The sequence below is a fragment of the Paenibacillus vortex V453 genome (assembly GCF_000193415.1).
In the GTDB taxonomy this organism is placed as follows: domain Bacteria; phylum Bacillota; class Bacilli; order Paenibacillales; family Paenibacillaceae; genus Paenibacillus_AQ; species Paenibacillus_AQ glucanolyticus.
Window position 1 is genome coordinate 1 of sequence record NZ_ADHJ01000043.1, and the last position, 14,947, is coordinate 14,947.

The 14,947-nt window shown below is 49.1% G+C and carries 13 protein-coding genes; 5 read left to right on the top strand and 8 right to left on the bottom strand.

What is annotated here, in order from left to right:
• Positions 1–281 precede the first annotated feature (281 nt).
• From PVOR_RS23225 to gap, 5 genes are all read right to left on the bottom strand, one after another.
• Positions 282–1,136 carry an NAD-dependent epimerase/dehydratase family protein gene (locus tag PVOR_RS23225; RefSeq protein ID WP_006211962.1) on the bottom strand — a complete coding sequence of 285 codons (855 nt, stop codon included), beginning with the start codon at positions 1,134–1,136 and terminating at the stop codon, positions 282–284.
• Positions 1,137–1,420: 284 nt separating this feature from the next.
• A complete protein-coding gene (locus tag PVOR_RS23230) occupies positions 1,421–2,140 on the bottom strand; it encodes an SDR family oxidoreductase (protein ID WP_006211963.1) in 720 nt (239 codons plus the stop codon).
• Positions 2,141–2,315: 175 nt separating this feature from the next.
• Entirely contained in the window at positions 2,316–3,911 is a 1,596-nt protein-coding gene (gene pckA / locus PVOR_RS23235) for a phosphoenolpyruvate carboxykinase (ATP) (protein ID WP_006211964.1), read from the bottom strand.
• An 18-nt stretch (positions 3,912–3,929) separates the two neighbouring features.
• Entirely contained in the window at positions 3,930–4,109 is a 180-nt protein-coding gene (locus tag PVOR_RS23240) for a GapA-binding peptide SR1P (RefSeq protein WP_006211966.1), read from the bottom strand.
• A complete protein-coding gene (gene gap, locus PVOR_RS23245; protein WP_006211967.1) occupies positions 4,106–5,116 on the bottom strand; it encodes a type I glyceraldehyde-3-phosphate dehydrogenase in 1,011 nt (336 codons plus the stop codon). Before gap ends, PVOR_RS23240 begins: the two co-directional genes overlap by 4 nt.
• Before the next feature lie 385 nt (positions 5,117–5,501).
• Between gap and PVOR_RS23250 the strand changes: the two genes are divergently transcribed.
• Entirely contained in the window at positions 5,502–6,647 is a 1,146-nt protein-coding gene (locus tag PVOR_RS23250) for a lyase family protein (protein ID WP_006211968.1), read from the top strand.
• Positions 6,648–6,863: 216 nt separating this feature from the next.
• Here PVOR_RS23250 and rpoN read toward each other — a convergent pair whose 3' ends face one another.
• The gene (gene rpoN / locus PVOR_RS23255) at positions 6,864–8,216 is read right to left on the bottom strand and encodes an RNA polymerase factor sigma-54 (protein WP_006211969.1); all 1,353 of its coding nucleotides are present in this window, start codon (positions 8,214–8,216) and stop codon (positions 6,864–6,866) included.
• Positions 8,217–8,300: 84 nt separating this feature from the next.
• Entirely contained in the window at positions 8,301–9,848 is a 1,548-nt protein-coding gene (gene pruA, locus PVOR_RS23260) for an L-glutamate gamma-semialdehyde dehydrogenase (protein ID WP_006211970.1), read from the bottom strand.
• Between the two features lie 175 nt (positions 9,849–10,023).
• On the opposite strand from pruA, the gene PVOR_RS23265 reads away from it, so the two are divergent.
• From PVOR_RS23265 to PVOR_RS29890, 4 genes are all read left to right on the top strand, one after another.
• Positions 10,024–10,944, top strand: coding sequence for a proline dehydrogenase family protein (locus PVOR_RS23265; protein ID WP_006211971.1), 921 nt, complete (start codon positions 10,024–10,026; stop codon positions 10,942–10,944).
• An 84-nt stretch (positions 10,945–11,028) separates the two neighbouring features.
• On the top strand, positions 11,029–12,771 hold the full coding sequence (locus PVOR_RS23270) for a sigma-54-dependent Fis family transcriptional regulator (protein WP_006211972.1): 1,743 nt from the start codon (positions 11,029–11,031) through the stop codon (positions 12,769–12,771).
• Positions 12,772–13,134: 363 nt separating this feature from the next.
• The gene (locus PVOR_RS23275) at positions 13,135–13,569 is read left to right on the top strand and encodes a flavodoxin domain-containing protein (RefSeq protein ID WP_006211973.1); all 435 of its coding nucleotides are present in this window, start codon (positions 13,135–13,137) and stop codon (positions 13,567–13,569) included.
• A 344-nt stretch (positions 13,570–13,913) separates the two neighbouring features.
• Positions 13,914–14,402 (top strand): transcriptional regulator, encoded by a 489-nt coding sequence (locus PVOR_RS29890; RefSeq protein WP_327196582.1) that lies wholly within the window; start codon positions 13,914–13,916, stop codon positions 14,400–14,402.
• On the opposite strand, the gene PVOR_RS23285 is transcribed toward PVOR_RS29890, so the two are convergent.
• A complete protein-coding gene (locus tag PVOR_RS23285) occupies positions 14,403–14,759 on the bottom strand; it encodes a hypothetical protein (RefSeq protein WP_006211976.1) in 357 nt (118 codons plus the stop codon). It abuts the gene before it with no gap.
• Positions 14,760–14,947 lie beyond the last annotated feature (188 nt).

A 14,947-nucleotide genomic window follows, 5' to 3' on the forward strand; every position in this document is an offset into this window, starting at 1 on the left:
ATTTCGAGATGGATAACGGACCGAGTAGGCGTTATTCGAGGTAAATTTGCAATTTACAATGGGTAACGGACTCAGGCGTCGTTATTCAAGGAAAAGGACAGCTCCAATGCGCTCAATAGTCAATATAGCGCTTCTGCTGTCCGTTACATTAGAATTGCGGCCTTTCCAGCAGGAATAACGGCTGTGATGTCCGTTAGATCTGGTTTGGTCTCGTTCAGAACACCCCACGTTACCTTGGCTATGTCGATATGCGTAACGCCAGCACGAGAGGCGCTACGTTCTCACTCCAGCGCATGCGCAAAACCTGATCGCCACGTTGGATAGAGCAGCTCCCAGCCGTACTCCTTCCGAGCTTTGGCATTCGAAGCACCGCGTTCGCCACGACGGCTCCCCGCTTGATATTCAGGAGTAGGTGCTTGCAGCGCATCCGCATACACCGGCAGCCACAACGTTCCAGCCGCAGGCTCGTCATCAACAATGTTTACCGGACCTATCGGCCAATCCAGTGCCAGCAGGGCAGCATTCGCCGCATCCTCAACATGAAGAAATGACGTAACCCCGTCCGTTGACGGGAGCGCTCGATGCACTACCTTTTCCGCCACACTCCCCTTGGCATCGTACCATGTGTTAGGGCCATACAGCATGCCATACCGTAGAATGACGTGATTTGGCAGTTGTGCGACAGCATGTTCCAACGAAACGATGCCGTCGATCGTAGTCTTGCGCGGCGCAGGTGCATGAATGTCCAGGGATACCTCTTCGGTGGCGGGGTAATCCCCGGGCTCATAGGCCCACGAAATGCTTTGAGCAATCATTCGCTTAACACCTGCAGCCTGAGCAGCTTCCACCAAATGGCGTGTTCCCTCCATGCGAATCCTCGCATTATCCTCGAGGTTCCATTCGCTTAATGAAGTGAGCTGATGAATGACCACATCCGGGCGTATGTCCTCGATTACAGCTATCATCCCTTCCCGATCAAAGGCATCTGCGACAACGCCCCTGGCTCCCCAGGATTCAATGAACTTCTTACGCTGAGGGTTGTGTGTCATTCCTACAACCTCGTGACCTGCCTGAACGAGCTTGGGAAGCAGTAATTGCCCAATGACTCCTGTGGAGCCGGCTACAAATATGTTCAACTTAACGACCTCCAATCGAATACAAATAGGAATGAACCCAACGTTGTCAGACCGAACTTCAGTGTAGGGGTAGTTTCCATCTTAGCATGATAGGGATAGACCTATTAAGTGCCACTTTCCATGGAACGGACTATACCAATACCAATTCTTTCGATGAAGACGGTTCCCTCAACAATCGAATAGACTGCTTGCGGTAACGCTTTTCACATGAAAAAACACGCCTATTCGGCGTGCTTCAAATATGTAGCATGTAAAATTATTCTGTAAAATCCCTTACAATCATTCTATGCGTTTAAATCCGTTATCGCCGGCACATTAATTTCTTTGACACATGCCGCCTTCGATAAACCGACTACGCACCGGACAAGCGAGACGATATCTTGAACCGGGATTCGGGTGCCCCCGTATTCGGATATGGCCTTCTCCGCCCCATCTTCATAGGGGATCTCGGCTGCAAGCTCGCCCGGATTAATGCAAGTAACCGCTATCCCGTCTTTGCGGACATGCTCCCGCAGAGCATGGGTAATGCCGCGCAAACTGAATTTGGATGCCACAAAAGAGACTTGGGCATTGTTCGTATGATCCAAGCCGGCAGTGGAGCCAATCATAATGATTTTGCCTGCTTCGGATTTGCGCAGATTCGGCAGCAGCGCTTGCATGCAGGTTATCGTAGAGGTGATGTTCACATGTATGATGTTAGCAATCTCCGCAGGGTCATCCTCATCAAAATTATAGTGATCCTCGAAACCTTCTTTTTCCCATATCCCAACGTTATATATCAACACATCCAGTTTCTCATGCTGTAAGGAATTTGCCACTTCTTGAACGGCCTTCGGCTGTGAGAGATCGGCTTGGACCCATTTTCGCTGGACCCCATCCTCCATATCCAAACTGCCCGGTCTGCTTCGGGATACCACCCAAACCCGATCTCCCGCTTGGGGAAGGCCTTTGACAAAGGCGTCTCCCAGCCCTTTGCTTGCGCCAAATATAATATAATTCTTCATTCTTAGGTCTCCTTGATAAAATAATGAATTCGGCTGCTCTTGTACCTACCTCATTTCATTATACATGGACTTGTCGCTCAGATCGAAATGGGCGGTCTGCAGCATGTTCCACATAACCAAAAAACGCACCACTTCATGTGGTGACGTTTTCCGGGTTTAACTTGCCGAGCTACCGCTATAGCCGCGGTCCGGCTAGCTTGATAGCGTCTGGTATGTCACGAAATTTCTCGAAATTTTGAGCAAATAACCTCCCAAGCTCTCTCGCTCCACGGTCATACGCGTCCTTATCTGTCCATACGTTCCTCGGGTCTAGCAGCTCTTCCGGGACTCCGGAAATAGCGGCTGGAATCCATACGCCAAACACTGGCTGGGGAATGAACGAGGTGTTCTCGATACTTCCATTTATAATAGCTGTAATCATAGCTCTTGTGTATGACAGGTTCATCCGTTGGCCGATCCCGTACGGACCGCCGCTCCACCCTGTGTTGACGAGATAGACGCGGGTATCGTGCTTCGTGATGTTGTTCCCGAGCATTTCTGCATACACATTCGGCTGAAGGGGGAGGAACGGGGCGCCAAAACATGCCGAGAACGTGGCTTCAGGCTCCGTGACGCCGCGCTCCGTACCTGCCAGCTTGGAGGTGTATCCCGACAAGAAATGATACATGGCCTGCTCCTTCGTAAGCTTCGATACGGGAGGAAGCACACCGGAGGCATCTGCGGTTAAAAAGATAATGACCTTGGGATGACCGGCCACTCCCGGTATCACCGCGCCTTGGATATAATCAATCGGATACGCCGCCCGCGTATTCTCCGTCAATGCCTTATCGTTGTAATCGGCTTCGCCTGATACAGCATCGATGGACACGTTCTCCAGAACAGAGCCGAATCGGATCGCATTCCAGATCTGGGGCTCATTCGTCTGCGTCAGCCCAATGCATTTGGCATAACATCCGCCTTCAAAATTAAATACGCCTTTGTCGGACCAGCCATGCTCGTCATCTCCGATCAATCTGCGGTTCGGATCAGCGGACAACGTCGTTTTGCCTGTCCCCGATAACCCGAAGAACAAAGCCGTGTCTCCCGCCTCCCCGATATTGGCCGAGCAGTGCATCGGCATGACGCCGCGGAATGGCAGCAGATAGTTCAGCACACTGAAGATGGATTTCTTCATCTCACCTGCATAGTGGGTTCCCCCGATGAGCACCGTCCTTCTTGCGAAGGATATCGCAATGAAGGTCTCGGAATTCGTACCATCCGTAAAGGGATCCGCTTTCAAACCAGGCATCGCCAAAACAGTAAATTCGGGTTCGTGGGACTGTAATTCTGCCGCCGAGGGCCGTATGAATAATTGGCGGACAAACAGGCTCTGCCATGCGTGCTCGTTAACGATTCGAATCGGCAATCGATAATCGGGGTCTGCCCCGGCATATCCGTCAAAAACGAATAACCTGCGATACTCCATGTAATTCATCATCTTCTCATATAGCGAATCGAATTGTTCCGGAGTCAGTGCCTGGTTGACTCCGCCCCAAGCAATATGGTCTTCCGTTTCGCTTTCTCTAACAATAAATTTATCCTTCGGTGAACGTCCAGTATACTTTCCAGTCAAAACTTGCAGAGCGCCTGCGGAGCTAAGCTTCCCCTCTCCTTGAGAAAGAGCTGCCTCCACAAGTTTGACAACCGGCAGGTTTCTTCGAGATGTCTCCACATGCAGGCTGGCCATCCGTGTGTTCATTTTACGATTTGCGTTCACCGTAATTCCTCCCATTTCAGCCTCTTCATATCGTTATTCTTCGTCCATGACAACTCCCGGTACATCCAAACGGCTGTGCAGCTCCCGGCACTCCGGCTGATCGCATACACCATAGAAGGTGGCAATCCGATCCGTATCCACTGTATCGACTTGAGCGTTGCAATGTCTGCATAAGATGACACCCATATTCATTTGTTTAACGGAATCGTTCATGCTTCACTCATCCTCTCTTGTACCAGATGGGTTAAGTCTATAACTCTGCTTGCATATCCCCACTCATTGTCATACCAAGCCATTAATTTAATAAATCCATCAGATGCGCTTACCGTTAAGCCATCTATGACCGCTGACTTGTCGTTTCCTATAAAATCGGCAGATACAAGCGGTTCCTCCGTGTAATCCACATATGCCGAAAAAGCACCTCTTGCCGCTTCACGCAGCACGCCCTGTACATCCTCCGTTGTCATCTCTTTTGAGACCCGCAGGGTCAGATCAATCAGGGATACGTCCTGCGTTGGAACTCGGATGGAGGTTCCCTCAACGCAGCCGGACAGATGGGGAAGCACATCGATCAACGATTTGCCAACACCTGTCGAAGTCGGAACAATGGATTGCGTACAGCCCCTGGCCCTTCGCAAATCCTTGTGGGGATTATCGAGATGCCTCTGGTCCGAGGTGAAGGAATGAATGGTGGTCATCCATCCCCGCTCCACACCGTACGCCTGATCCAAAATAAACAATACGGGAGACAAGCAGTTCGTTGTACAGGATGCCGCCGACAGCAGAGTGTGCTTCCGGGGATGATACTGATGGTCGTTGACCCCCATGACAACCGTCAGATCCATTCGGTCTCCCGGTGCGGAGATGATCACCGTTGATGCGCCTCCCGCCTTATGCTGCTCTGCACTCTCACGGTTGTTGAACTTTCCAGTCGCATCAATGACGATCTCCACGCCAAGGGCTTGCCATGGTATGCGCGATGGATCAGGCTCATATATCACCTGTATGGAATGCCCATTAATGATAAGGGCATCGTCCTTTCCCCATATCGCAGCATCCCACGTCCCATGAATCGAATCGTATTTCAACAAATGGGCGATGGTCTCAATGGGATGCATGCTGTTAATCGCCTTCAGTTGAGTTGAATGCTCAGCCATCAGCTTCCTGATCAATAACCGGCCGATTCTCCCCATTCCGCTTATACCGATTCCCGGATTCATTTCATCCCTCCAATTATGCGCTTTATATATCCTTCTTACGCAATTAATGTACAATATAAATAAATAATGCGCAATATATAATAGCATATTTGTTGTAAAATTATTATTTATGACGTCATATTAAAATAATACAAAAACCACCCTCTGTATTCACAGAGAGGCGGTTACTGCCTGGTGCCGCCAAATCGCCCCATAGTACACCGTTTGTCCTCAATGAGCACACACAAGATCCGAGCAATCCGCTTTCGTTATACGATTCCATCACCTAACCGGACTTAAGTTAATTTTTTTAATTACATCCGTGATTGTTGGTACAGAAATTGCTTGTTTAATCTTCATAAGTTCAAGTCAAGGTTATCACCAAACTTGCGGAGGGATCATGATCATGATGATAAGAATCGAACAAGACGAATTAGGGGCTGTAGAGGTACCTGCCTATGCTTACTATGGGATTCAAACACTGCGAGCCGCCGAAGTTTATCCGACTGCCGGAACGCCCGTTCACCGAGCGTTTATCGCAGCCATGGCTAATGTTAAAATCGCGGCTGCAAAAGCAAATCTGGAAATCGGTGCGCTGCCTCAACGAATCGGCAACCTCATTGTACAGGCAGCAGAGGAGATATTGAGGGGTAAACATTCGAAGCACTTCATCGCCGATTATTCGCAAAGCGCATCCGGGGATATTCTGAACACCAATATGAATGAAATACTGGCCAACCGCGCCCTGGAATTCCTGCTTGAAGATAAAGGAAACTATAGTGTTGTCAATCCTGAGCTGCACGCGAATTTAGGTCAGACGTCAAACGGGGTCATGTCGGCTTCTCTTCAGATCGCAGCTTATCGGCTCACACAGGATTTAATCAAGTCCTTGCAGGATTTGATAACCGAATTATTGTATAAAAAGGAACCCCTCGACCAGCTCCAAACGCCAGAAATTTCTATGTATCATTCCGGTGCTCCGCTATGGCTCAGCCGCCAATTCGAGGATTATGGCCAGTGCATTCAAAGCGATATGACACGACTGGACAAAGCCGTCTCGCAGATGAATACCATCTGCTTGAATTCGGCAGCCATGGGCAGACAGCCTGATCATCATTCCGGATTTAACGAGAGAGCCACCTCCCATTTACAGGAGCTAACCCAAATCGAGCTGTTTGCTTCCAAGAGCGGAGAACCATCTTATCATGTTGTTGTTGAGCTCTCTTCCGCACTAAAAGGCCTGGCTGTTAACCTGTCCAAGTTATGCAGCGACATTCGCCTCGGTGCTTCGTTGGAGCAGATCGATATCCATCCGGCCAACGGCATCGTACACGAAAAGGCCGTATCCCTAAGCCAATCTGCCTTTCAGGTCATGGGACTCGACCACAGCATCAGCCTCGCAGCCGAAATCGGCATGCCGGATCGAAACGCTATCCCGCCCATTATCATCTACAATGTGATGGAGTCCTTGAGCTTGCTTATCAACGGAATCCAATCCTTCACGCTGGGTGCCAGGGGAAGCTCGAATTCTTCCAGCCCAGTCTTCCGCTAAATATCCCCTGATAGGGGTAACTACAGCGGCAATTGAAATGAAATAGCGGCGCAGGAATACTCCCTGCGCCGCTTTTTTTAAAGATGAATCATAGCGCAGTGTTCAACAGAGACTAGAACCACGGAAGAAAATCGTGCTCCATTGCCCAGCATCCCTTTCGGGAGCCCCTTCAGTTCTGTTCCAAAGGCTCGGGGCCAACATGCTAAACACCCTTTATCATCTCCGCCTCCGATAGGTTGAGGACAAGATTTTCAATTCTTCACGGTACTTGGTCACCGTTCTGCGCGATAACTGTATTCCTTCTGCAAATAATAGCTCAACGATGGTCTGATCGGAGTGCGGCTTGCTCTTGTTCTCGGCATCGACAAGTTCCCTGATCCTCAGCTTTACGCTGCGCGAGGATGCCCCGCTTCCGTCCGCTGTGGCTATCCTTGGTGCGAAAAAAAATTTCAAAGGAAACACTCCTTGCGGAGTAAGCACGAACTTGTCGTGAATTGCCCGGCTGACTGTGGATTCATGCATATCCAACATGCTGGAGATGGTAAGCAAATTCATCGGCCGAAGACCTCTCACACCTCTCGTCAGAAATTCCTGTTGTTCCTCCATCATCGCCGTTACTACCCTCATCAGGGTCAGCTTCCGCATCTCGATACAGCGTTCAATCCAACGCGCCGAATTAAAACAATGGTTTAAATAGGAGTCCGCTTCGGCCGTATGCCTGATTTTGATCCACTCCCGGCATTCCTTATTCACGGAAAGCCTGGGGTGGGCATACGGGTGCATTGTAACCGTCCAACCATCCCCTACACAGCGGACTACAGCATCAGGAACAATATAATGTCGTTCTGGAATGCTCATCGATAACCCCGGACGCGGATTCAGGCTGCGGATATACTGTGAAGCCCTGCTCACCTGCTCCTTGCTGATTCGTAAAGAAAGGCCGATCTGATCGAAACTTCCATCGGCCAGCTGCGGTAAATACCCATCCACGATTTCTTCCGCATACGGAACAGGTTCCGGGTCCCGCGCGATTTGCAGCAGCAGGCATTCCTGCAAACTCCTGGAGCCTATTCCTGCTGGCTCCAGAGATTGCAGCTGATGAAGCGCTGCCTCCAGAAGATCATCAGAAACCTTCAACACTCCTCCGAGGTCTGACAACTCCGCATCCAGATACCCGTCATCATTAAGATTCCCCGCCAAAAAGGCAGCAACCCGGTACACATCGGTTGGAAGGGAGAGGAGACGGAGCTGATTCTGCAGCCTTGTCTCCATGGATTCTTGCGCCGACTTCACATTCCACAACGGATCTTGTTCATACGCAATGCTGCCGCTGCTTGCTCCGCGTTTCTTGCGATATAGATACCCATCACGCCCAGCTTCAATCTCAAGGACCGGGTTCTCCATCGCCTGTTCCTGCAAATATTGCAAAAGCTCATAACCTGACAATGACAAAATATGAATCGACTGCTTCAATTCAGGTGTTACAGTCAGAGTCGTACGTTGATCCTGCACCAATGAATAGTTTAACAACTCATCTCCCCCTTCCTCCAGGGTCAGCTCAAACTGCATCCTACGATCTTTTTCCTCTACTATACTTAATTTGGTTTGCAATGAACATTGAATATTGAAAGTTGAATGTTACAGAAAGTCTCATTAAAACCGGTCAGAAACCAGCTTGCCTTGAGTAAACAGCAGCAGATAATCCCGGCCCCCTGCCTTGGAATCCGTACCCGACATATTGAATCCGCCGAACGGATGAGTTCCAACCAAAGCCCCTGTGCACTTGCGGTTGAAATATAAATTCCCGACGTGGTACTCACGTCTGGCTTTCTCCAGGTTAGCGCCATTGCGCGAGATGACAGCCCCTGTTAAACCATAATCGGTTCCGTTTGCAATTTGTATGGCTTCGTCAAACGACGCCGCTTTTGTGAACGCTACGACTGGTCCAAAGATCTCTTCCTGTGAAATTCGGGCATCCGCAGCCACATCTGCGAAGATGGTAGGCTCGATAAAATAGCCGTTCGAGTCACCCGTACTGCCGCCGAGCACCAAACGCCCTTCCTGCTTGCCAATTTCAATATATTCCAGTATTTTATTATATGCTTTCTCATCTATAACCGGCCCCAGATTGGCATCTGCATGTGCCGGGTTTGTCATCTTCAACTGACTCGCACGCTCCACTACCCGTTCCAGTACCGTGTCGTATACGTCTTCATGGATGATGGCGCGTGAACAAGCAGAGCACTTTTGCCCGGAGAACCCGAATGCGGACATTGTTATCATATCCGCTGCCAGATCCAGATCAGCTTCGGAATCCACAACGATGGCATCTTTGCCGCCCATCTCGGCCACGACCCGCTTGATCCACTTTTGTCCCGGATTAGCCTTGGCAGCTCGTTCATTAATTCGGAGACCGACATCCCGGGAACCAGTAAAGCTGATGAATCTTGTAAGCGGATGGTCGACCAGGTAGTCCCCTACCTCACCGCCGGGACCCGGGAGGTAATTGACAACACCGGGTGGAAGACCCACCTCTTCCAGCAAGGCCATAAATTTCGCTGCAATCACCGGCGTAGTGCTTGCCGGCTTTAGGACAACGGTATTGCCGGTAACAAGAGCTGCTGTAGTCATACCTGCCATTATGGCCAGCGGAAAATTCCAAGGCGGAATAACGATACCAACTCCAAGCGGGATATAATACAGCTCATTCTCTTCCTCGGCACTTGCCGTTAACGGCTGAGGCAGACTGAGCCGCTGCATCTCCCGTGCATAAAATTCCAGGAAATCAATGGCTTCCGCCGTTTCCACATCAGCCTCTACTCTGGTCTTTCCGGCCTCGAAGGTCATGATGGCCGAGAATTCATGCTTGCGCCGGCGCAGAATGGCTGCTGCCCGGTACAGATACCTTGCGCGTTCATTCGGATCGGTGCGCTTCCATGTCTCGAATGTCGCTGCCGCGACTTGGATCGCTTTCTCTGCAAGCTGGGCATCCGCTTGCGAGACAATGCCAATCACCTGCGAATGATTGGCCGGATTTATGGAAAGGGCTGTACGGTCCGTTGTAATTCTCTCGCCGCCAATGATGAGCGGGTACTCTTTGCCTAGTTCAGCCTCTGCTTTTTTTAGCGCCTGCTCATATAATTCGTGGTTTCTTTCTTCCTTAAAATTCACAAATGCCTCATTCTTAAACTCGGTTCTCATATCGAACAACCATCCTCTCACCATTTGTTTTAGATATCGCTTTCTCATTCAAAGAATACAAGCAATTATCGTGCCAAGTTCAAACTCCATGATATTTGGCACATTTTTTGCTTAAGAATATGTCGATTCCGTATTTTTATTACACTAATCAAGCTCTTGTAAGGAGGAGTAACCTTTGGATCGCATTGAACTTTATCGCAAAACACTGTTGTCGGTATCCGGCAACCGTTTGGTCGAGAAACTTGCCATTAAATACGGCCGGAAATTGGCAGGTAAATTTATTGCAGGCGACACACTCGCTGAGGCACTGGACGAAATTGAGCACCTGAATGGCAAGGGAATCATGGTGACGCTGGATCATTTGGGAGAAGGTATATCGCACCTAAACGAAGCTGCAGCATACCGGGAAGAATATATCAGGCTTGTGGAGGGCATCGCTGAGCGGAAAGTGAGCTCCAATGTATCGCTGAAGCCGACGCAGATGGGATTGGCCCTCGACCCGCAAGTCTGTTACGATAACATCCGCTCGATCGTACGCCAAGCTAAACAACACAACAATTTCATCCGAATTGATATGGAAGATTCTCCTTTTACCCAAGCCACGATTGATATTGTGCTCCGGCTGCATGCAGAGGGTCTGAACAATGTGGGCACCGTCATCCAGGCATATCTGCATCGCACAGTGGAAGATGTTAATCAATTGATTGATGCTAAAGTCAATCTTCGGCTTGTAAAGGGAGCCTATAATGAACCGGCATCGATTGCCTATCAGCAAATGAATGAGGTCATCGACAATTACAAACGGATCATCCGGATGCATTTGGACAGAGGCGTATATACAGCGATTGCCTCACATGATGATAGAATCATAAATTGGGTCAAAGCCTACGCCAAGGAAAATGGCATCACCGCCGATGCATTTGAGTTCCAAATGCTCTACGGCTTGCGGATGACGGATCAGGCGGAATTAGCCAAAGAGGGCTACCGCATCCGCTGTTATATGCCTTATGGCACGATGTGGTACCCCTACTACACCCGGCGACTGGCCGAGAAACCGGCCAATCTGTGGATGGTTCTCAGCAATATGTTCAAATAATATTTACACTGAAAATCAGGCTGGGTATAATGGCCCTATTAATACAAACAAGATAAAATGTATTCATATATAGGGGGCACCGGAATGAAACATGTTTTGCCTAGTCTGGAATGCCTTATCCGTACGGATTACAGCATGATTCATCTGTCCAGCCTGTCAGAGCTTGAGAACGGTCAACACGAGGCGGCCGGAGTTCCTGTCTTCTTGGAGGACGGTCAGGGCCGTTATGGTTTGCTACAATTCGAAGCCCATGCCAAAATTCTTGATCAGCCCTGTGTAATGGATGTTGCTGCTGTAAATATAGATGAGTCTATACAAAGTATTGCGCAAGCATTCCGAGCGGCCCCTCTGGCGATTGTGGAACGTGACGGCACACCCGTTGGCTACATCTCATCAAGCGATGTGATCGAAGCTGCGCTGCAAGCGTTTCGCCATCTGGAGGCCTATTTCTCCACCACTTTGGAAACGCTTAATCCCGATGTCGCAATTACACTCATCAACGAGGAAGGCCATGTGGCTGTCTGGACATCCGGCGCGGAGCACATCTTCTCCATTCGCAGGGACGAGATTATCGGGAAGCCTGCTTCGGATTTTTTCCAAGCGGACCGTTTGCAGTCGCTCCGAACACTCAAAACCGGCGAATCGGCGCATAAAATGCAGCATCGGCCTCGCCAGGATATGTTTGTCCTCATTAATTCCAACCCCATCACCTTAGATGATCAGATCATTGGCGCTGTAGCGGCAGAATCCGATCTGACTACACAAATGAGACTCCATCAGGAACTGATCCAGATGACAACCAAAGTCCATCATTTACAGAAGGAAGTCGCCATGCTCAGCCCTTCCAGCGACCCTTTCCAGCATATCAAAGGAACTAGCCGAACCATCAAGAATAGCATCGATACCATCCGTAAGATCAGTACAACCAAAGCGACGGTTCTCATTCAAGGAAAAAGCGGCACCGGGAAAGAGCTCTTCGCCAAAGCCATCCACGATTCCCGTGAAGGGAGCAGCGCTCCGTATATCGCCATCAACTGCGGAGCCATTCCGGCTGCCTTGTTCGAGAGTGAGTTGTTTGGCTATGAGCGGGGAGCGTTCTCGGGAGCGGACCCCAAAGGCAAAAAAGGAAAAATAGAACTCGCGAGCGGCGGTACATTGTTCCTCGATGAAATCGGGGAAATGCCGCTGGAAATGCAGGTCAAGCTGCTTCGTGTGCTGCAAGAGCGCAGTTATTTTCCCGTTGGCGGCACACAGCTGAAGCGGACCGACTGCCGTATCATCGCAGCAACCAACCGTAATCTGGAACAGATGATTGCCGAAGGCAGCTTTCGTGAGGACCTGTACTATCGACTGAACGTAGTGTCTATCGAGATTCCTTCCTTGCGTGAACGCAAAGAAGATATTTACGAATTGACGCAATCCTTTTTACATGAATTCTCGCTTATTTACGGCCGGCACATCCAGTCTATTGCTCCCGATGTGTTAGAAGATCTGCTGCGGTACGACTGGCCGGGCAATATCAGAGAATTGCGCAACACCATAGAGCGACTGGTGATATTCTCCACCGATGGTGAGATCCGGCGCGAATATTTGCCTGACAACATTTACTCTGGCTTCAAACAGCTGCCCGTCCCAGCCCATGATTCCAACAATATGAACACTTCCCCCATCACCGGAGATGCGTTTCAAGCCGCGCTCGACGATTACGAACGGAAATTGTTATCCCAGGCATTAGCAGCCGTTAACGGTAACAAGCTGAGCATGGCTAAACAACTTGGCATTTCAAGAGCTACATTGTATAACAAGCTGAAACGGCTGAATCTTTGATGATGCACCGAATTCTAATTAATTGGACACTCTTCCACCTTACTGTATAAATAGTTATACACCCTTAACTACATATAAATGTATCCACAAAAAAGCCGACCCTGATATAGGATCGGCTTTCTTCATTTCTTGTAGGGTTATTGCTCCGTTATGAGTGCGGCTTTATTTTTTGCCGCTGATAATCCATATCTTGAATCTGTTAACATCCCGTTTTGTTGACAAACGTTATCCTCACATTTACAATAAATTTATCTTGATAATCAAGATATCAGACGATTAAGGAACTTTGTTTCCAACATCTCTTTTTTTGATATGCCAATCACCAGTTATATAAATCTTCCAAATCAAAGTGAGTGATGAACCTTGTCAATACTCGTTGTGTATGCAACCAAATCAGGAGCATCCGAGCAGTGTGCCCGGCTTTTATCGGAGCAGCTTCCCCATTGTACAATTTGTGATATTGGCTCGGAGAAGCCGACAATCGATGAATTCGACAGCATTATTGTGGGGGCGGGCGTCAGAGACGGAAAGATATATAAGCCGCTTCGCGACTTTATTAAGAAGAATCATAGCGAGCTGCTAAACAAGAAGATAGGCTACTTTATTTGTAACGAGAAGCCTAGGAAAACCGAGGAAATCCTGGACGAGAATATTCCGAATGATCTCAAGAAAGCAGCCGTTTGTATGGAGTCGTTTGGCGGATATAAGGCTTATGCGGCGCCTAAAGAGAATGAGGATCCGTTAAAGGGGATTTTCGTGGACAAGATTAGAACCTTTGCAGAGAAGTTCATGATCTGAGAATCTTAATCTGAACCCGTTGCTAAACCCAAAAACCGCGAGTTATACTATACCTACTGAGGACGTGAAGAACACGCCGCTTCCATACGATGTAACCCGAATGAAGTGATCGGGCTGCATGGGTATGGGGCGGCTTTTTAATGTTTGTTTTTATTAAACAACCCAAAGGGGGTAGACCGATTCATGTCACGTTTTGATAAGCAATATGAGTCTTGGATGCAAACAAATACCCTAAATGAAAAAAATACCGCGCAGACTCGAAATCCTTTCATAAAGGATTAGGTCATGGAACAATCGAATTCCTGCGCTCGATATGGTTTCCGGCGATCGGTAATTTCAATGATTTGTATCCAGAGTGGGAAGTACGTGATTTCAGTAATGGTTATCGTTATTTGGACTTGGCTTATATGCCTGGCGGGGCAAGAGGAGGAATCGAAATCCAAGGATATGGACCGCATGCCCGCGATCTTGACGTCAGAAGGTTCAAGGATTTATGCCGACGTCACTGCTTATTGGCCTTGGATGGCTGGACCTTTCTTCCGATCGCCTACCCCTCCATCGTCGACGAGCCAAAACAATGCCAGCAGCTCGTATTGTCTTTTGTCGGTCGATTTATTGCATCGGATGTCCCTGCGACCTTGACTTGGCTTGAGGCGGAAGCTGTCCGGTTTACGCGAAGGCTTCTGCGTCCGATCACCCCGTTGGAACTCGCTGATCACCTTAGGGTCAGCGACAGACACACAAGGCGCCTGTTGCATAGGCTGGTCGAGCTCCAAATACTAGACGTTGCAAGCGGGGAACGACGAGCTCGCACCTATAAACTCCGTTTATGATTAAGGGGTTATGCAGCAGTACTTTGCGGGCAGCCACATCCAGTAGCGCCACCTGTTGGTTGGTTGCCAGGCAGGGTGTGTGTTGCTCCCAGTAATCCTAGTAATCGAAACCACCATGAACCTCTGGTATCTGGGGGATCTCGAGGGTTCGGACAATCCGAGAATTTCGAGCGTTTCGAGGATTTTGAGCGTTTCGAGCATTCCGGGTACTTCGGACATTTTTTCGGGGGCTTTAAGGATTTCTGGCATTTTGGGCATTGCGGCATTTCCTTCATTGAGGGCATTGAGGGCGCTTGCTGCTTCAAGCACTTCTGGCGTGTCGAGGACTTCGCTCCTCGTCAGCAGCGCTTCTTTCATGCCTCTTGTGCGGCTTCTCGTTTCGCATTGCACCTGCGTTGCCTCACGACTCTGGATGAGCCTATACTAAACTGGACACAGAATCCGTTATTATGAGAAAACTGACCTGTTTTTGAGAATTTCCGGACTCAGGATCCGTTATTTGCTTAAAACATCACTAAATATCGCCATTTTTTAAGTAATAACGG